Source organism: Streptomyces paradoxus, from assembly GCF_014202475.1.
Taxonomy (GTDB): Bacteria; Actinomycetota; Actinomycetes; order Streptomycetales; family Streptomycetaceae; genus Streptomyces; species Streptomyces paradoxus.
Genome location: NZ_JACHGV010000012.1, coordinates 128,266 through 145,992, shown reverse-complemented (window position 1 = coordinate 145,992; position 17,727 = coordinate 128,266). Strand labels below are relative to the sequence as shown.

17 protein-coding genes are annotated in these 17,727 nt (G+C 71.6%); 5 read left to right on the top strand and 12 right to left on the bottom strand.

The features are described 5' to 3' along the window. Positions 1 to 52: 52 nt before the first annotated feature. From HNR57_RS32065 to HNR57_RS32040, 6 genes are all read right to left on the bottom strand, one after another. Positions 53 to 736 carry a response regulator gene (locus HNR57_RS32065; protein WP_184565599.1) on the bottom strand — a complete coding sequence of 228 codons (684 nt, stop codon included), beginning with the start codon at positions 734 to 736 and terminating at the stop codon, positions 53 to 55. Beyond that, a complete protein-coding gene (locus HNR57_RS32060) occupies positions 733 to 3,276 on the bottom strand; it encodes a sensor histidine kinase (RefSeq protein ID WP_184565598.1) in 2,544 nt (847 codons plus the stop codon). Before HNR57_RS32060 ends, HNR57_RS32065 begins: the two co-directional genes overlap by 4 nt. A gap of 177 nt (positions 3,277 to 3,453) precedes the next feature. Beyond that, positions 3,454 to 4,629, bottom strand: a complete 1,176-nt coding sequence (locus tag HNR57_RS32055; protein ID WP_184565596.1) for an alginate lyase family protein — start codon at positions 4,627 to 4,629, stop codon at positions 3,454 to 3,456. Positions 4,630 to 4,788: 159 nt separating this feature from the next. Beyond that, positions 4,789 to 5,541 (bottom strand): DUF3710 domain-containing protein, encoded by a 753-nt coding sequence (locus HNR57_RS32050; RefSeq protein ID WP_184565594.1) that lies wholly within the window; start codon positions 5,539 to 5,541, stop codon positions 4,789 to 4,791. Between the two features lies 1 nt (position 5,542). Next, positions 5,543 to 6,112 carry a dUTP diphosphatase gene (dut, locus tag HNR57_RS32045; protein ID WP_184565685.1) on the bottom strand — a complete coding sequence of 190 codons (570 nt, stop codon included), beginning with the start codon at positions 6,110 to 6,112 and terminating at the stop codon, positions 5,543 to 5,545. A gap of 59 nt (positions 6,113 to 6,171) precedes the next feature. Next, on the bottom strand, positions 6,172 to 6,756 hold the full coding sequence (locus tag HNR57_RS32040) for a PaaI family thioesterase (protein WP_184565592.1): 585 nt from the start codon (positions 6,754 to 6,756) through the stop codon (positions 6,172 to 6,174). A 58-nt stretch (positions 6,757 to 6,814) separates the two neighbouring features. On the opposite strand from HNR57_RS32040, the gene HNR57_RS32035 reads away from it, so the two are divergent. Further along, the gene (locus tag HNR57_RS32035) at positions 6,815 to 7,273 is read left to right on the top strand and encodes a DUF3093 domain-containing protein (RefSeq protein ID WP_184565590.1); all 459 of its coding nucleotides are present in this window, start codon (positions 6,815 to 6,817) and stop codon (positions 7,271 to 7,273) included. Between the two features lie 45 nt (positions 7,274 to 7,318). Here HNR57_RS32035 and HNR57_RS32030 read toward each other — a convergent pair whose 3' ends face one another. The 4 genes from HNR57_RS32030 to HNR57_RS32015 form a co-directional block, all read right to left on the bottom strand. Further along, a complete protein-coding gene (locus HNR57_RS32030) occupies positions 7,319 to 8,281 on the bottom strand; it encodes a hypothetical protein (RefSeq protein ID WP_184565588.1) in 963 nt (320 codons plus the stop codon). A 13-nt stretch (positions 8,282 to 8,294) separates the two neighbouring features. Further along, entirely contained in the window at positions 8,295 to 8,591 is a 297-nt protein-coding gene (locus tag HNR57_RS32025; RefSeq protein ID WP_003993510.1) for a DUF4193 domain-containing protein, read from the bottom strand. A gap of 408 nt (positions 8,592 to 8,999) precedes the next feature. Then, positions 9,000 to 10,232: a sensor histidine kinase gene (locus tag HNR57_RS32020; protein WP_184565586.1), complete on the bottom strand. Its 1,233-nt coding sequence runs from the start codon at positions 10,230 to 10,232 to the stop codon at positions 9,000 to 9,002. A 6-nt stretch (positions 10,233 to 10,238) separates the two neighbouring features. Further along, positions 10,239 to 10,892, bottom strand: coding sequence for a response regulator transcription factor (locus HNR57_RS32015; RefSeq protein ID WP_003993508.1), 654 nt, complete (start codon positions 10,890 to 10,892; stop codon positions 10,239 to 10,241). Positions 10,893 to 11,306: 414 nt separating this feature from the next. On the opposite strand from HNR57_RS32015, the gene HNR57_RS32010 reads away from it, so the two are divergent. Further along, positions 11,307 to 11,477 (top strand): hypothetical protein, encoded by a 171-nt coding sequence (locus HNR57_RS32010; RefSeq protein WP_184565584.1) that lies wholly within the window; start codon positions 11,307 to 11,309, stop codon positions 11,475 to 11,477. Between the two features lie 62 nt (positions 11,478 to 11,539). Here the strand turns inward: HNR57_RS32010 and HNR57_RS32005 are convergent, their stop codons facing one another. Together HNR57_RS32005 and HNR57_RS32000 are read right to left on the bottom strand one after the other, a co-directional pair. Then, a complete protein-coding gene (locus HNR57_RS32005) occupies positions 11,540 to 12,355 on the bottom strand; it encodes an inositol monophosphatase family protein (RefSeq protein ID WP_184565582.1) in 816 nt (271 codons plus the stop codon). An 8-nt stretch (positions 12,356 to 12,363) separates the two neighbouring features. Continuing rightward, entirely contained in the window at positions 12,364 to 13,491 is a 1,128-nt protein-coding gene (locus tag HNR57_RS32000; RefSeq protein ID WP_184565580.1) for a ferrochelatase, read from the bottom strand. A 155-nt stretch (positions 13,492 to 13,646) separates the two neighbouring features. Between HNR57_RS32000 and HNR57_RS31995 the strand changes: the two genes are divergently transcribed. The 3 genes from HNR57_RS31995 to sepH all read left to right on the top strand — a co-directional run bounded on the left by HNR57_RS31995 (position 13,647) and on the right by sepH (position 17,701). Then, a complete protein-coding gene (locus tag HNR57_RS31995) occupies positions 13,647 to 14,885 on the top strand; it encodes an MFS transporter (RefSeq protein ID WP_184565578.1) in 1,239 nt (412 codons plus the stop codon). Beyond that, positions 14,845 to 16,164 (top strand): D-arabinono-1,4-lactone oxidase, encoded by a 1,320-nt coding sequence (locus tag HNR57_RS31990; protein WP_184565576.1) that lies wholly within the window; start codon positions 14,845 to 14,847, stop codon positions 16,162 to 16,164. The genes HNR57_RS31995 and HNR57_RS31990 overlap by 41 nt, the downstream gene beginning before the upstream one ends. Before the next feature lie 505 nt (positions 16,165 to 16,669). Continuing rightward, entirely contained in the window at positions 16,670 to 17,701 is a 1,032-nt protein-coding gene (sepH, locus tag HNR57_RS31985) for a septation protein SepH (protein WP_184565574.1), read from the top strand. The last annotated feature ends 26 nt before the right edge of the window (positions 17,702 to 17,727 follow it).

The following is a 17,727-nucleotide window of genomic DNA, read 5'->3' as shown; positions in this document are numbered from 1 at the left end:
ACCGGGGCGTACTGACGAAGGGCGAGGAGCCTGATTCCCGAAGCGATACCCCTCACTTCTCGAAGCGATAGCCCATCCCCGGCTCGGTGACGAAGTGCTTCGGGTGCGAGGGGTCCGCCTCCAGCTTCCGCCGCAACTGCGCCATGTACACGCGCAGATAGTTCGTCTCCGTCCCGTACGACGGCCCCCACACCTCCTGGAGCAGCTGCTTCTGCCCCACCAGGCGTCCGCTGTTGCGCACGAGGACCTCCAGCAGGTGCCACTCCGTGGGGGTCAGGCGTACGTCCTTGCCGGCCCGGTTGACCTTCTTCGCGGCCAGGTCGACGGTGAACTCGCCGGTGTCGACGATCATGTCGCCCGGACCGTCGCCGGCCGGTTCGGCCCGGCGTACGGCGGCCCGCAGCCGGGCCAGCAGCTCGTCCATGCCGAAGGGCTTGGTGACGTAGTCGTCGGCGCCCGCGTCCAGCGCCTCGACCTTCTCGTCGGAGGTGTGCCGGGCGGACAGCACCAGGATCGGCACCCGGGTCCAGCCGCGCAGGCCCCTGATCACCTCGACGCCGTCCATGTCGGGCAGCCCGAGGTCGAGGACGACCACGTCGGGGTGGCGGGTCGCGGCGAGCCGGAGGGCGGTGGCACCGTCGTGGGCCGCGTCGACCTCGTAGGTGCGTGCCTTGAGGTTGATCACGAGTGCGCGCACGATCTGCGGCTCGTCGTCGACCACCAGGACGCGGGTCATGAGGCCTGCCTTTCGGGTTCTGCCGCGGAGTGGGGCTCCGGGCGGGTTCCCGCCGCGCGGAGGGTGAGGACCATGGTGAGCCCGCCGCCGGGGGTGTCCTCGGCGTCCAGGGTGCCGCCCATGGCCTCGGCGAAGCCCCGTGCCACCGCGAGGCCCAGTCCCACGCCCGCGCCGCGCGGGGCGTCGCCGTGGCGCTGGAAGGGCTCGAAGATGCGCTCCTTGGCCTCGTCGGGGACGCCCGGCCCCCGGTCGACGATCCGCACCTCGACCCGGTCGGCGAGCGCACTGCCGGCGACCAGCACGGGCGCGCCGGGCGGACTGTACTTGACGGCGTTCTCCACGAGGTTGGCCATCGCCCGCTCCAGCAGCCCGGGGTCCACGGCGACCATGGGCAGCGTCTCGGGCACGTCCAGGCGGGCGCTGCCCTCGGGCACGCCGCCGAGCGCCATCGGCGCCACCTCGTCGAGGTCGATCTCGCGGATCAGCGGGGTGACGGTGCCGGTCTGGAGCCGGGACATGTCGAGCAGGTTGCCGACGAGGTGGTCGAGCCGGTCGGCGCCCTCCTCGATGCCCGCCAGGAGCTCGGCGCGGTCCTCCTCGGACCACTCGACGTCCTCGGAGCGCAGGGACGTCACCGCCGCCTTGATCCCGGCGAGGGGGGTCCGCAGGTCGTGGCTGACGGCGGCGAGCAGGGCCGTGCGGATGCGGTTGCCCTCGGCGAGCGTGCGGGCCCGGTCGGCTTCCTCCCGGAGCCGGCGGCGGTCCAGGACGACGGCCGCCTGGGCGGCGAAGGCGGCCAGGACCCGGCGGTCCTCGGCGGGCAGCACACGGCCGGTGAGCGCCAGGGCCATGCGGTCGCCGACGGGCATGTCCACGTCCGCCTGGTCGGGCCGGTCGACCGGGCGGCCCCGGCCGACGCGGCCGGCGCAGGTCCACGGCTCGACGTCGCTCGCCCGTTCCAGCAGGGCGGCCGACTCCATGCCGAAGGTCTCCCGGACCCGTTCCAGCAGGTCCTCCAGCCCGGTCTCGCCGCGCAGCACGTTGCCGGCGAGGAAGGACAGGATCTCGGACTCGGCCCGCAGCCGGGCCGCCTGATGTGTGCGGCGGGCGGCGAGGTCGACCACGGAGGCGACCGCCACACCGACCGCGACGAAGATCACGAGGGCGACGATGTTCTTCGGGTCCGCGATGGCCAAGCGGTGCAGGGGCGGTGTGTAGAAGTAGTTCAGCAGCAGGGAGCCCACCGCCGCCGAGGCCAGGGCGGGCAGCAGTCCGCCGAGCAGGGCCGCCGCCACCGTCAGCGCCAGGAACAGCAGCATGTCGTTGGCCAGGCCGAGGTCGACGGCGCTGAGCAGCGCGGCGAGCAGCGGTGGTCCGGCGACGCCGGTGATCCAGCCCCACACCCGCCGGGAGCGCCCGAGCCGCGCGCCCCGGGCGACCGGCAGCCCCCGGCCCCTGGCGACCTCGTCGTGGGTGACGATGTGCACGTCCAGGTCGGGTCCGGACTCCCGGGCCACCGTCGCTCCGACACCGGGCCCGAAGACGTACTGCCAGGTCTTGCGGCGCGAGGAGCCCAGCACGAGCTGGGTGGCGTTCACGCCGCGGGCGAAGGCGAGCAGCGCGGCCGGTATGTCGTCGCCGATGACATGGTGGAACGTTCCGCCAAGGTCCTCGACCAGGGTCCGCTGCAGCGCCAGCTCCTTCGGCGAGGCCGAGGTCAGGCCGTCGCTGCGGGCTATGTAGACGGCCAGCACCTCGCCGCCCGCGCCCTTCTCGGCCAGCCGGGCGCCCCGGCGGATGAGCGTGCGGCCCTCGGGCCCGCCGGTCAGACCGACGACGATCCGCTCGCGCGAGCCCCAGATCCTCGACACGCGGTGCTCGCTGCGGTACCGGGTCAGGTAGGCGTCGGCCCGGTCGGCCACCCACAGCAGCGCCAGCTCGCGCAAGGCGGTCAGGTTGCCGGGGCGGAAATGGTTCGACAGAGCGGCGTCCACCTTGTCGGGCCGGTAGATGTTGCCGTGCGCCATCCGACGCCGCAGCGCCTGGGGCGTCATGTCGACCAGCTCGACCTGGTCGGCCCGGCGTACCACCTCGTCCGGCACGGTCTCCTGCTGCCGCACCCCGGTGATCGACTCGACGACGTCGCCGAGGGACTCCAGGTGCTGGATGTTGACGGTCGAGATCACGTCGATCCCGGCGGCGAGCAGCTCCTCCACGTCCTGCCAGCGCTTGGCGTTGCGGGAGCCGGGGACGTTGGTGTGGGCGAGTTCGTCCACCAGGGCGACCTGGGGGCGGCGGGCGAGGACGGCGTCGAGGTCCATCTCGGGGAAGACGCCGCCGCGGTACTCCAGTTCCCGGCGCGGCACCTGCTCCAGGCCGTGCAGCAGCACTTCGGTGCGGGGCCGTCCGTGGTGCTCGACGAAGGCCACCACGCAGTCGGTGCCCCGCTCGACGCGGCGGTGCGCCTCGGCCAGCATCGCGTACGTCTTGCCGACGCCCGGTGCCGCACCGAGGTGGATCCGAAGCTTGCCGCGTGCCATGGCCTCATTGTCTTCCGGTGGTCTGCCGACTGCGCAGCGTCGACCCTACGGCCGGAAAGCGCGGCATCCGTGCGCCGGGCACCCTCCGGGGCGCACTTTGACGGAACCCTGACGCGACCGGCCCGCCGGAGGGGCCGGGCGCCGGGGTCCCCGCCCGGCGCCCGGCCGGTCAGGGGGTCAGGCGGGGTTGTCGCCGTGGGTGAGGGTCTCCCAGGCGACGAAGAGGTTGTTGCTGCCCGCGGGGCGGTTCCGCAGGGTCAGCGTCCCGGTGTTCGTCATGGTGTGCCCGAGACGGTTGGCCAGGGCGTTGTTCCCGACCTCGGAGACCGGCCCGAGCCCGAGCTTCAGCGAGCCGCCGCACAGCCAGCCCTCGGCACCGGCGCCGAGCTGGTACCTGGCGTGGAAGCCGAGCCCGTGCCGCAGCCGCTCGCCCACGTCGGTGCCGTAGAGGTCCTGCCCCTGGATGCGGCTGGTCTCGGCGACGTGCGAGACGGCCGAGAGGCCGTAGCCGGTGTGCGTGAAGTCGCGGCAGGTCTCCTGGCTGAGTCCGTTGACGAAGGTCGACTGCCCCTGCCAGTACTTGACGACCTTCTCGCGGGTGTTCAGGTTCTGGCTCGGCACGGTCTTCGGCAGGGCCCCGTCGGACTCCAGGTAGATGTAGGCGGCCGTCCGGGTCCGGAACTTCGCCATGGCCTTGTCGTACGACGCCTTGTCCTCCAGGAAGACGGAGATGCCGACGGCGGCCTCCATCATCGACAGCTCCCAGTTCCCGTTGGAGTGAGAGCCGTTGATGATCTCGGGCAGGTAGACGGTGCGGAGCATGGTGGCGAAGCGGCCGGAGTTCGCCCAGTTCCCGGTGTAGGTGTGCTTGATGATCTCGGCGGCCCGGGGCCAGGAGGAGCCGGCCCAGCCGGTCTGCAGGGGCGCGTTGCTGTTGGTGTGGTCGCGGATCACGGCGGACCAGGCGTCCATCAGCTCGATCGCCTTGCGGGCGTGCCGGTCGTCGCGGGTGATGTACCAGGCGAGCGCATGGGTGTACGCGGCGATGGCGTCCTCGCGCTCGTCCGTGCAGCCGTGGTTGGGGTTGGAGTACGAACCGCACTCGACGACCGCCCGGGGCCTGGGCGTGCGGTTCAGGTCGGCGTACTTGCTCGCCGTCATCTGGTCGAAGGCGCCCTTCCAGGGCTGGGCGCCGGCGTTGACCTTGGACCGGACGAAGTCCAACTGGCTCCGGGAGACGGTGACTCCGGGGTGGACGAAGGTACCGGGAGCACTGGGGGCGGCGCCGGCGGGCCAGGCCAGGACACCGGCGACGAGGGCGGCCGAGGCCGCGAGGAGAGCGGTTCTGCGCATGCGTGGGGGGCCTTCCGTTCTCGTATGTGAACGTGAAGCGCCTTTATGAACAGACGCGTTGAACGGAGAAGGTAGGTACAGACCAATGCGCCGTCAAGGTTGCGCGCACGAGAAAGGGCCGCGCCCCCGGCGGGGTGCGGCCCTGGTGTCTCTACGCGTTCAGCGGACCTCGGTGATCTCCGGTCCGCGCTGGAGCTGGCCCATTCCGCCGGCGAAACGGGAGCCCTCCTCCTGCTGGACCCCTTCGGGGACCATCTGCGCGTCGTTCGGCAGCTTCAGGACGATCGGGTCGCGGGGCGCCATGGGGCCCTCACCGCGGACCACGACGGTGTCCCGGAAGATCTGCTCCAGCAGCCCGGCGGCCTGCGGCTGCACCGCGCCCTGGCCCGAGATGACCCCGCGCAGGAACCAGCGGGGGCCGTCCACACCGACGAACCGCACGACCTGGAAGCCGCCGGTGCCGTCCGGCAGCTGTACGGGCACCTGAGCGCGCAGCTCCCAGCCCAGCGGCCCCTCGACCTCGTCGACGATGCCGCCCTGCTGGGTGATGCCGGTGCCGATCTCCTCGCGCACCTCGCCCCAGATGCCCTCGCGCTTGGGTGCGGCGAAGCCCTGGAGCTGGATGGCGCTGTCGCGCAGCACGACCGTGGCCGCCACGATCGCGTCGCCCGCGACCTCGACCCTGAGCTCCATGCCGTCGACGCCCGGCACGAACAGACCGCCCAGGTCGACCCGGCCTTCGCTCGGGTCGCGCACCTCGGAGCTGTCCCAGGGCCCGTCGGGGCGCGGCGCGGGCTCCAGCCTCAGGCGCTCGCGCTCCTCGTCCGCCTCGGTGTCGACACCGTCGACGACCTGCTCGGCCTCGCCGGCCGCGTCCTCGGCGGCATCCCTCTTCTTGCGACGTCCGAACACGTCACTGTCCTTCCCGGTCGGATACGACCGAAGCGTATCGATTCCCACCCGCCTGACCGCCGATGGCGGCCTGACCGCTTGTGCCGCTCGTCCCGTCCACCGCCGCATGGCCTCCGGTGGACCCGAAGCCCCCGTCGGCCCGCGCGGAGCCGGGAAGCTCCGCCACCTCCTGGAAGCGGACCCTCTCGACCTGCTGGACTACCAGTTGGGCAATCCGGTCGAAGCGCTCGAACCGCACGGCCTCGCGCGGGTCGAGATTCACCACGATCACCTTGATCTCCCCACGGTACCCGGCATCAACCGTCCCCGGGGCATTCACCAGGGCGACGCCGCAGCGGGCGGCCAGACCGGATCGCGGGTGCACGAAGGCCGCGTACCCCTCCGGCAGCGCCACAGACACCCCCGTGGGGAGCACGGCCCGCTCGCCCGGCCCCAGTTGGCACGCCTCGGTGGTGCGCAGATCGGCCCCCGCGTCACCGGGCTGCGCGTACGACGGAAGCGGCACGTCGGGGTCGACGCGCCGGATCAGCACGTCCAGCGGCGGCCGGCTCACGGGGCTCGTGGGAGTCATGGGGCGGTCCGGGCTCATGGGGCCGGCGGGGCTCTCGGGCGGCAAGGGGCTGGCCGTGCTCACGGGTTCACCTCGAAGGCACGGGCGCGCCGGACCTGGTCGGGGTCGCTCATGGCCGCCTGGATCTCCTCCTGGCGGCCGTGGTCGACGAAGTGGTCGACCTTCACCTCGATGAAGAGCGCGTCCGCGCGGACGGCGACGGGCCCGTCGGGGCCGCCGACGCGTCCGGTCGCGGTCGAGTAGATCTTCCGCCCGGCCACCGCCGTCACCTCCGCCTCCAGGTACAGCGTGGTGCCGACGGGCACGGGCCGTTCGAAGTCGGTCTCCAGCCGCCCGGTCACCGCGATCGTACGGAGCAGCCAGTTCAGCGAGCCGAGGGTCTCGTCCAGGGCGGAGGTGAGCACGCCACCGTGCGCGAGCCCCGGAGCGCCCTGGTGGGCGGGCTGGACGGTGAACTCGGCGGTGAGCGACACGCCCTCGCCGGCCCGCGCCTCCAGGTGCAGCCCGTGCGGCTGCTCTTCGCCACAGCCGAAACAGGCGCCGTAGTGCGCGCCCAGGAGCTCACCGGGTGCGGGCGCGTCCGGGTGCCGCACCGGCTGCACGGCGTCGGCCGGGGGCTGAAGAGCTGCGGAAGTACGACTCACAGCCGCAGACCTTACCCGCGCGTCGGCCCCTTCCGGACACCGTGTCAAGCTTGGCCCCATGCAGCTCTCCGCCGCCCCGTACGAAGAACGCCTCACCGCCCCGCGGACCTGGTGGCTGATCTCGTTCCTCGTGGGCGTCTCGATGGCCCTGATCCTGCTCCCGTTCGGCACGCTGCCGATGCTCGGCGGCCTGGCCGGGGGCACCGCGGTCGCGGCCGTCGCCGCGAGCTCGTACGGATCGGTCCGCATCCGCGTCGTCGGCGACTCGCTGATCGCGGGAGAGGCGAAGATCCCGCTGGCGGCACTGGGCGAGGCGGAGGTGCTGGACGCGGAGGAGGCCCGCGCCTGGCGCACCTACAAGGCCGACCCGCGCGCCTTCCTCCTGCTGCGCGCGTACATCCCCACGGCTCTTCGGGTGGAGGTCACGGACCCGCAGGACCCGACTCCGTACCTGTACCTGTCCACGCGCGAGCCGGAGCGCCTGGCGGAGGCGCTCCGGCCGGCGAAGTCGGCGTAGCACACCCGATCGGGACATCACCCGGCCGCTGATCGACGTCCGGTCTCAGCGCCCGTCGCCGCCGTGCCGGCCGTCGCCGCGGTGGCCCTCGTGACGGCCCAGGGGGTCGCTGGTGATCTCGCCCATCTCCAGGGCGTCCGCCGGGCGTTCCAGGGCGGGGAGCGCCTCCAGGGCCTCCCAGGGCACCTGGATCTTGCGCAGGTCCCCGCGGATCCGGCCGGCGAGCTTCCTCGTCTCGCCGCGGTTCATGACCGCGCCCACGGCGGCGCCCACCAGGAACGGCATGAGGTTCGGCATGCTGCGGACCATGCGCTTCATGATCCGTTGCCGCAGTTCGCGCTTCATGCGGCTGTTCAGCGCCACGCTGAGCGTGGACGGCTTGGTCGCGTCGATTCCGCGCTCCCCCGACCACGAGTCGAGATACGCGGTGCTGCGCTGCTTGAGATTGCCGGGCGGCCGCACGCCGTAGACCTCGTGGAGTTCGGCGATCAGCTTCAGCTCGATCACGGCGACGCCGGTGATCTCGGCGGCCAGTTCCGTCGGCATCGCCGGGGGCACGGGGAGCATCGCGGCCGCGCCGACACCCGCTCCGACCGTGGCCGTCGCCTTCGCGGCGCCCGCCACGAGCTTGTCGGCGAGCTCCTCGGGCCCGAGGCCCGGGAACTGCCTGCGCAGCGTCGCCAGGTCCCGCACGGGCACGCGCGGGGCCAGTTCGATGATGCGGTCGGCCAGGTAGGAAAGTCCGGCACGGGCCCGGTCGCCGCCCTTGCGGGCGCCTTCCCTGGCCCGCTCCCGGAGCGCCCCCGCCCGCCGTCTCGCGACGGGTGCGGGGACGTCCACGGACGCCGGGAGGTCACCCCGGTCCACTGCCGGTTCGAGCGAGGCCGCCCCCGTACCGGATGAGCCTCGCTCGTCTTCACGCGCGCCGTACCGCGGGCCGTCATACGGCCCTTCGTCCGCTTTCCGCTTGGAGAAGCGGCGCTTCCAGGGAGGGGTCGAGCCGGTCACGGCCGACCCGCCCTCAGTCGCAGTCGCGGCAGATCGGCTGACCGTTCTTCTCCCGGGCCAGCTGGCTGCGGTGGTGCACCAGGAAGCAGCTCATGCACGTGAACTCGTCCTGCTGCTTCGGGAGCACCCGGACGGCCAGTTCCTCGTTCGAGAGGTCGGCTCCGGGCAGTTCGAGGCCTTCGGCCGCCTCGAACTCGTCGACGTCCACGGCGGAGGCCGACTTGTCGTTCCTCCGAGCCTTCAGCTCTTCGAGGCTGTCCGAGTCGACGTCGTCGTCGGTCTTCCGTGGAGTGTCGTAATCGGTTGCCATGGTCGCTCTCCCCCTCTGGGTGTCTGCGGTGTCTCTCCAGCGCACGTAACGCGTGAGAGGCCGGACTTGTGCCCGACCTGAGGCGGAGATTTTGCCTCACATCAAGGTCTGTTACTCAATCGACACCCAACCGGACTCCTCAAGAGTGATCGGCTTGGATGGCGATGGGGACCGTACACGGTCCGAATGCTGCACGCCAAAGGCGTCTCACCGTGTACTTCCCGTGATCAAGACCCCCGAAAACCGGGATTATCCCGGCTTTCCGACAACGAGCATGATCACGGAGAGTAGATGGCCGGAAAGGCGTCCCTGTGATCGATCACACACAGTGCACGCGCGGTGAAGCCTCAGAAATTCCGCGCAAAGCGAACATCCCCGTGTGCCGCCGAGTGGATCGGCGACATGATCTCAGATCGGCAGCGTGACGCGCATGACGAGTCCACCCCCCTCACGCGGCTGGGCGTAGATGTGCCCGCCGTGCGCCCGGGCCACGGACCGGACGATGGACAGGCCGAGCCCCACGCCCTTGTCGCTGCCCGTCCGCTCCGTGCGCAGCCGCCGGAACGGCTCGAAGAGGTTGTCGATCTCGTACGCCGGCACGACCGGGCCCGTGTTGGCGACGACCAGGACTGCCTGGCCGTGCTGGACGTCGGTGGTGACCTCGACCCAGCCGTCCTCCGCCACGTTGTAGCGCACGGCGTTCTGCACCAGGTTGAGCGCGATCCGCTCCAGCAGCACGCCGTTGCCCTGGACGACCGCGGGCTTCTGCTCGCCGCGGATGCTCACGCCCTTGGCGGCGGCCTCCCCGCGCACCTGGTCGATGGCCTGCTCGGCGACCTCGGCGAGGTCGACCGGCCCCCGCTCGACGATCTGGTTGTCGCTGCGGGCGAGCAGCAGCAGGCCCTCCACGAGCTGCTCGCTGCGCTCGTTGGTGGCCAGCAGCGTCTTGCCGAGCTGCTGGAGTTCGGTGGGGGCACCCGGGTCGGACAGGTGCACTTCGAGGAGCGTGCGATTGATCGCCAGCGGCGTTCTCAGTTCGTGCGAGGCGTTGCCGACGAAGCGCTGCTGGGCGGTGAAGGCGCGCTGGAGGCGCTCCAGCATGTCGTCGAAGGTGTCCGCCAGCTCCTTCAGCTCGTCGTCCGGGCCGTCCAGCTCGATCCGCCGGGAGAGGTCGGAGCCGGCCACCGCGCGGGCGGTGCGGGTGATCCGGCCGAGCGGCGACAGGACGCGGCCGGCCATGGCGTAGCCGAAGGCGAACGCGATGACCGCCAGGCCCAGCAGGGCCAGCAGCGAGCGGCTGAGCAGGTTGTCCAGGGCGTTCTGGCGCTGCTCGTTGACGCAGTGGTTCATGGCGTTGTTGAACTCGGCGGGCGAGGCCTGGTCGGGCAGGTTGCAGATGTCGCTGGTGACCTTGCCCTCGACGATCTTGAACGGCAGCTCGCTGCCCACGTTCAGGGCCTGGGCGGCCAGCAGGTAGATGATCGACAGCAGCAGGATGCCCGCGATCAGGAACATGCCGCCGTAGAGCAGCGTGAGCCTTATGCGGATGGTCGGGCGCAGCCACGGGAAGGGCGGCACGGGCCTTCTGGGGTCCCAGGTGGGCTTGGGGGGCGCCTGCGGAGGCGCGGGGGTCGCAGCCACGGGGTATCAGATCCGGTAGCCGGAGCCGGGGACGGTGACGATGACGGGCGGCTCGCCCAGCTTGCGGCGCAGGGTCATGACCGTCACGCGCACGACGTTGGTGAACGGGTCGGTGTTCTCGTCCCACGCCTTCTCCAGGAGCTGCTCCGCGGAGACGACGGCGCCCTCGCTGCGCATCAGCACCTCCAGGACGGCGAACTCCTTGGGGGCGAGCTGGACCTCCTTGCCGTCGCGGAAGACCTCGCGGCGGTTGGGGTCGAGCTTGATCCCGGCGCGCTCCAGGACGGGCGGCAGGGGCACGCTGGTGCGCCGGCCGAGGGCGCGCACGCGCGCGATGAGCTCACTGAACGCGAACGGCTTGGGCAGGTAGTCGTCGGCGCCGATCTCCAGCCCTTCGACCCGGTCGCTGACGTCGCCGGAGGCCGTCAGCATCAGTACGCGCGTGGGCATGCCCAGTTCGACGATCTTGCGGCAGACGTCGTCTCCGTGCACGAGGGGCAGGTCGCGGTCGAGGACGACCACGTCGTAGTCGTTGACCCCGATGCGCTCCAGGGCGGCCGCGCCGTCGTACACGACGTCGACGGCCATGGCCTCCCGGCGCAGTCCGGTGGCCACCGCATCGGCGAGCAGTTGCTCGTCCTCGACGACGAGTACGCGCACGTTCCTGGTCCTTCCTCATGTCCACCCGCGTAGCCCTTCTCCGGGCGCACGAGGGCAGGGGTCTTCGACGGTGTCTTGGTGTGTTGCCCTCCATCCTGCCCTTTTCGGCCGTAAGTCGGAGGTAAGGCGGGTGAGAGGGCGGTGACCCGAGGGGGAATACGAGATTTTCTCCTGCGGTTAGGTTTCCACGGAAGGGAGCTTGGGGAGGACGGCTTTACATCCCACGATCACGCTCTGCTGGCGCCGCACCACCATGCGGTGCGCATCAATCCGCTTCCGCAGGGCGGGCGTGGGTGTCCGGCACCGTCGCCGCCCGGCCGAGCGGCGCTGGGCATCCACATGCGGCGTGATCGTCCCTTCCGAACGGCACACCCCCGTGCCATCGACCCACGACCCAGGACGAGGGGGCGCAGCATGGACGCATTCACCGCAGGACTTCTGCAGCGCATAAGGGCGACCGAGTCCGATCTGTCCCGGGCTCGCGACGAGGGCGACGACTTCCTCGTCGATGTGGAGCAGGGCGAGCTCGACGACCTGCGCCGTCTCGCCGCCGAGCACGGTGTGGAGGTCGCGACGAGCGTCTGATCAGGCCGTACGAAGCGGGCCCCGGCGAATCCAGCGCCGGGGCCCGCTTCGTTGTCTCCCGCTCAGTCGTGCCAGGCTCCGAAGTCCTCCAGGAGGCGCTGGAGGGGCTCGAAGACGCCGGGGGTCCCCGCCACCGCCAGATCGCCCGACGGGCGCTCTCCGGGGCGTCCACCGGTCAGGGCGCCCGCCTCCCGGGCGATCAGGTCCCCCGCCGCGAGGTCCCAGGGGTGCAGACCGCGCTCGTAGTAGCCGTCGAGGCGTCCGGCGGCCACGTCGCACAGGTCGACCGCGGCCGAGCCGCCCCGCCGGATGTCGCGCAGCAACGGGATCAGCCGCTGGGCAACGTCGGCCTGGTGGGCCCGGACGTCGGCGACGTAGTTGAAGCCCGTGGAGACCAGCGCCTGGTCCAGGGGCGGCGCCGGGCGGCAGGCGAGCGCGCGCTCGCCGTCCCAGGCGCCGGTGGCCCAGGCACCCCGGCCGCGCACGGCGTGGAACGTCTCGCCGCGCATCGGGGCCGTGACGACGCCGACGACGGTCTCGCCGTCCTGCTCGGCGGCGATGGAGACGGCCCAGGTGGGCAGGCCGTACAGGTAGTTCACCGTGCCGTCGAGCGGGTCGATCACCCAGCGGACGCCGCTCGTGCCCTCCGTGGCGGCGCCCTCCTCGCCGAGGACGCCGTCGTCCGGACGGCGCTCGGCGATCAGGCCGGTGATCAGCTTCTCCGCCGCGATGTCCATCTCGGTGACGACGTCGATGGGGCTGGACTTGGTCGCTGCGACGGCGAGGTCGGCCGGGCGTCCGTCCCGCAGCAGCGCCCCGGCGCGGCGGGCGGCCTCCTGGGCGAGTTCGAGCAGGTCCGTGTGCAGGGGGTCGGTCACGGGGCTCCTCACGCGTAGGTGCTGTCGGCGCCCGCGGCGGCGGGCCGGGGGGCGCGGGCCGGGCAGCAGCCGACCGGACAGAGGTTGTGGCTCGCCCCGAGGGCGCCCAGGGCGCACGGCGTGACGTCCTGCCCTCGCTCGGCGGCGGCGCGCTCCAGGACCAGTTCGCGGATCGCGGCGGCGAACCTCGGATCGGCGCCGACGGTGGCCGAGCGCCGCATCGGCAGCCCGAGCTCCTCGGCCCTGGCCCTGGCCTCCGTGTCGAGGTCGTACAGGACCTCCATGTGGTCGGAGACGAAGCCGATGGGGGCGATGACGACGGCCGGGACGCCGGCCGCGTGCCGCTCGTCGAGGTGGTCGCAGATGTCCGGCTCCAGCCACGGGATGTGCGGGGCGCCGGAGCGGGACTGGTACACGAGCTGCCAGGGGTGGTCGACGCCGGTGCGCTCCCGGACGGCGTCGGCGATCTGCTGTGCCACGTCCAGGTGCTGCTTCACGTAGGCGCCGCCGTCGCCGTGCTCCTCGACGGGGCCGGAGGTGTCGGCGGAGGCCGTCGGGATCGAGTGCGTCGAGAAGGCGAGGTGCGCTCCGTCCCGGACGTCCTCGGGAAGCTCGGCGAGGGACTGGAGCACCCCGTCGATCATGGGCTCCAGGAAGCCGGGATGGTTGAAGTAGTGCCGCAGCTTGTCGACCTTCGGCAGCTCCAGGCCTTCCGCCTCCAGAGCCGCGAGCGCGTCGGCGAGGTTCTCGCGGTACTGCCGGCAGCCCGAGTACGAGGCGTAGGCGCTGGTGGCGAGGACCAGGACGCGGCGGCGGCCGTCGCGGACCATCTCGCGCAGCGTGTCCGTCAGGTACGGCGCCCAGTTGCGGTTGCCCCAGTAGACCGGCAGGTCCAGGCCGTGGCCGGCGAAGTCCTTGCGCAGGGCGTCCAGCAGGGCGCGGTTCTGGTCGTTGATCGGGCTGACCCCGCCGAACAGGAAGTAGTGCTGCCCGACTTCCTTGAGGCGTTCCTTGGGGATGCCGCGCCCGCGCGTCACGTTCTCCAGGAACGGGACCACGTCGTCCGGGCCTTCCGGGCCGCCGAACGAGAGCAGGAGCAGGGCGTCGTAGGGGCTGGCGTCGCGCGCGTCTGGCATGAGTCGATCCTGCCACCCGGCACTGACAGCCGGGAAACGGCGGGTGGCCCCCGCGCGGCGGCCGGATCCGGACGGGGCCGAACGGGTTCGGCCGGGCATTCCAGGCGTAAGCTGTGTCGACTGCGTTCGCAGCTTACTGAGCCCTCGGAGACCTCGTGCCCAGCCCCTACCGCGCCCTGTTCGCAGCCCCCGGCTCCAAGGGTTTCTCCGTCGCGGGTTTCCTCGGTCGCATCCCGCTGTCGATGATGGGCATCGGCGTGGTCACGATGATCTCCCAGCTCACCGGGAGGTACGGCCTGGCCGGCGCTCTGTCGGCCACCATCGCGCTGTCCGCCGCGGTGGCCGGACCGCAGGTGTCGCGGCTGGTCGACCAGTACGGGCAGCGGCGCGTGCTGCGCCCCGCGACGCTGATCTCTCTGGCCGCGGCGGCCCTCCTGCTGTGCGCGGCGCACTACGGGTGGCCGGACTGGGTGCTGTTCGCGGCGTGCGTGGGCATCGGCTGCGTCCCGAGCGTGGGCGCGATGATCCGGGCCCGCTGGGCCGCCCTGTACCGGGGGACGCCGCAGCTGCACACCGCGTATTCCTTCGAGTCCGTGATCGACGAGGTGTGCTTCATCTTCGGGCCGATCATCTCCATCGGCCTGTCCACGGCCTGGTTCCCGGAGGCCGGTCCGCTGCTCGCCGCCTGTTTCCTGGCGGCCGGCGTCTTCTCGCTGACCGCGCAGCGCGCCACCGAGCCCGAACCCCACCCGCGCGAGCGGCGGGGCGGCGGTACGGCGATGCGCTCGCCGGGCCTTCAGGTCCTGGTGGCCACCTTCGTGGCGACCGGAGCGATCTTCGGCGCGGTCGACGTGGTCACCGTGGCCTTCGCCGAGGAGCAGGGGCACAAGGCAGCCGCCAGCGTCGTCCTCGCGGTGTACGCGGCGGGTTCCTGTGTGGCGGGCATGGTCTACGGTCTGCTGCACTTCGCCGGGCCGCCGGAACGCCGGTGGCTGCTGGGCGTGTGTGCCATGGCCGTGAGTATGATCCCCCTCCTACTGGTCGGAAACTTGCCGTTTCTGGCCGTGGCGCTGTTCGTTGCGGGTCTGTCCATCGCTCCGACGATGATCACGACCATGTCCCTCATCGAAGAGCACGTACCACGCGCGCAGCTCACCGAGGGCATGACCTGGGTGAGCACCGGGCTCGCGGCGGGTGTCGCACTCGGCTCCTCCGCGGCCGGCTGGGTGATCGACGCGGCCGGGGCGCGTGCCGGGTACGGGGTTCCGGCGGTGGCCGGGGCCGTCGCGGTCGCGGTGGGTTTCCTCGGGTTCCGCCGGCTCAAGCGACCGGCACCGGGTCGGGGAGGCTCCGTTGAGCAGCACAGCGAACGGAAAGAACGGCACGTGGCGTAACTGGGGCGGCAACGTCTCGGCCCGTCCCGCGCGGGAGGTCACCCCTGCTTCGGTCGATGAGCTGGCCGCCGCGGTGCTGCGGGCCGCCGAGGACGGTCTGAAGGTGAAGGCCGTCGGCGCCGGGCACTCCTTCACCTCCATAGCCGCGACGGACGGCATGTTGATCCGCCCTCAACTGCTGACCGGCATACGCGACGTCGACCGCGAGAACATGACGGTCACGGTGGAGGCCGGCACCCCGCTCAAGAGGCTCAGCATGGCTCTCGCCCGCGAGGGTCTGTCGCTCACGAACATGGGCGACATCATGGAGCAGACGGTCTCCGGCGCCACCAGTACCGGCACGCACGGCACGGGCCGCGACTCCGGCTCGATCGCCGCGCAGATCAAGGGCCTGGAGCTGGTCACCGCCGATGGTTCCGTCCTCACCTGCTCCGAGAAGGAGAACCCGGAGGTCTTCGCCGCCGCCCGCATCGGCCTCGGCGCCCTGGGCATCGTCACCGCGATCACCTTCGCCGTCGAGCCGGTCTTCCTGCTCACGGCCCGCGAGGAGCCGATGCCGTTCGACAAGGTCCTCTCCGACTTCGAGGAACTCTGGGCCGAGAACGAGCACTTCGAGTTCTACTGGTTCCCGCACACCGGCAGCACCAACACCAAGCGCAACAACCGCAGCGCGGGCCCGGAGAAGCCCGTGCCGCAGCTCAAGAGCTGGTTCGAGGACGAGTTCCTCTCCAACGGCGTCTTCCAGGTGGCCAACTGGGTCGGCCGCGCGGTGCCCGCCACGATCCCCGCGATCGCCCAGATCTCCAGCAAGGCCCTGTCCGCGCGGACTTACACGGACATCCCTTACAAGGTCTTCACATCCCCGCGCCGGGTGCGCTTCGTGGAGATGGAGTACGCCGTTCCGCGCGCGGCCGTCGTCGAGACGCTGCGCGAGCTGAAGGCGATGGTCGACCGCTCCGGCCTCAGGGTCAGCTTCCCCGTCGAGGTGCGCACCGCCCCCGCCGACGACATCGCGCTGTCCACCGCCTCCGGCCGGGACAGCGCGTACATCGCCGTCCACATGTTCCAGGGCACCCCCTACCAGCGGTACTTCACCTCGGCCGAGCGCATCTTCACCGCCCACGAGGGCCGCCCGCACTGGGGCAAGGTCCACACGCGGGACGCCGAGTACTTCTCCCGGGTGTATCCGCGCTTCGGCGAGTTCACGGCGCTGCGGGACCGGCTCGATCCCGATCGACTGTTCCAGAACGACTACTTGCGGAGGGTTCTGGGGGCGTAGGCGACGCAGTGGGGGTGGTGTCCCGGCGTCTTCGCGCCCGTCGGCGCTCGGGTGGGGTCGCCTCTCTCGCCTGAGCACGTCGATCCGCTGCGGCTTCTCCGTAACCCTTAGTTCCGATTCAGGTGATTACGTGAAGTACCCCACGTTCAAGATCGCCGAACGGGGGAAAGGGTCCTCCGAGTCCCACCCCTCGCCAGAAGTTGGGCGGCGCGCCAATCCACGCACGTGGCCCGAATGGAGTACTGTTGCGAGCCCTGGGTCCGGTCTCCCATCTGGGTGTACAGGGCCTTAAGGACCGCCGGGAGGGGGCTAGTTGCACAGGGTGATGAAGTTCGTCACTTAGCGTTGCGAATAGGTAACCGTGCCATAACGGCGATCCAGGGCCCGCGCCCGACACGCCGGGCAACTCGGCAAGGTTGTGGCAGGCTGCACCCGGGCAGGCCACACTCGACTAGCGGAAGCAGCGACGCACGTGACGTCGGCAGGCACCACCCGGGAGGTCCCCATGCCCGAACTGCGTGTCGTGGCCGTCTCGAATGACGGCACACGGCTGGTGCTGAAGGCTGCCGACTCTACGGAGTACACGCTTCCGATCGACGAACGCCTGCGCGCCGCCGTGCGCGGCGACCGTCCCCGCCTCGGCCAGATCGAGATCGAGGTCGAGAGCCACCTCCGCCCCCGCGACATCCAGGCGCGTATACGTGCGGGCGCGACCGCGGAAGAGGTCGCGCAGATGGCCGGCATCCCCGTCGACCGGGTGCGCCGCTTCGAGGGCCCCGTGCTCGCCGAGCGTGCCTTCATGGCCGAGCGGGCCCGCAAGACCCCGGTCCGCCGCCCCGGCGAGAACTCCGGTCCCCCGCTGGGCGAGGCCGTCCAGGAGCGGCTGCTGCTGCGCGGCGCCGACAAGGACACCGTCCAGTGGGACTCGTGGCGTCGCGACGACGGCACCTGGGAAGTCCTGCTGGTCTACCGCGTCGCGGGAGAGCCCCACTCCGCGAGCTGGACGTACGACCCGCCCCGGCGGCTCGTCCAGGCCGTCGACGACGAGGCGCGCTCCCTGATCGGCGAGTCCGACGACCTGGCCGCCCCGGAGCCAAGCTTCCCGTTCGTCCCCCGGATCGCCCGGCTGCCGCGCGACAGACCGCTGGACCGCCCCGAGCGGCCCAGCCTGCCCGCGCAGGCGTCCGAGCCGGACGAGGAGATGACGGGCGAGCGGGATTCCCTGACCAGCCTGCTGGAGGCGGTGCCGAGCTTCCGGGGCGACCTCGTCGTCCCGGAACTGCCCCCGGCGGCGGAGCCCGAGGAGGAGCCCGTCGTCGCCGAGATCGAGGAGGAGGAGCCCCCGGCTCCCGCCGCCTCGGCCGGATCCGCCTACGCCGACGTCCTCATGCCGCGGTCCGTGGGCAGCCACCGCGACCGGCTCATCGGTGCCACCGACCGCCAGGCCGAGGCGGACGGCGTACGCCCGGGCCGCAGAGCGGCCGTCCCGAGCTGGGACGAGATCGTCTTCGGGACGCGGCGCAAGAAGCAGGAGTAACCGGGGCCGCCGTCGGACGACGAGGG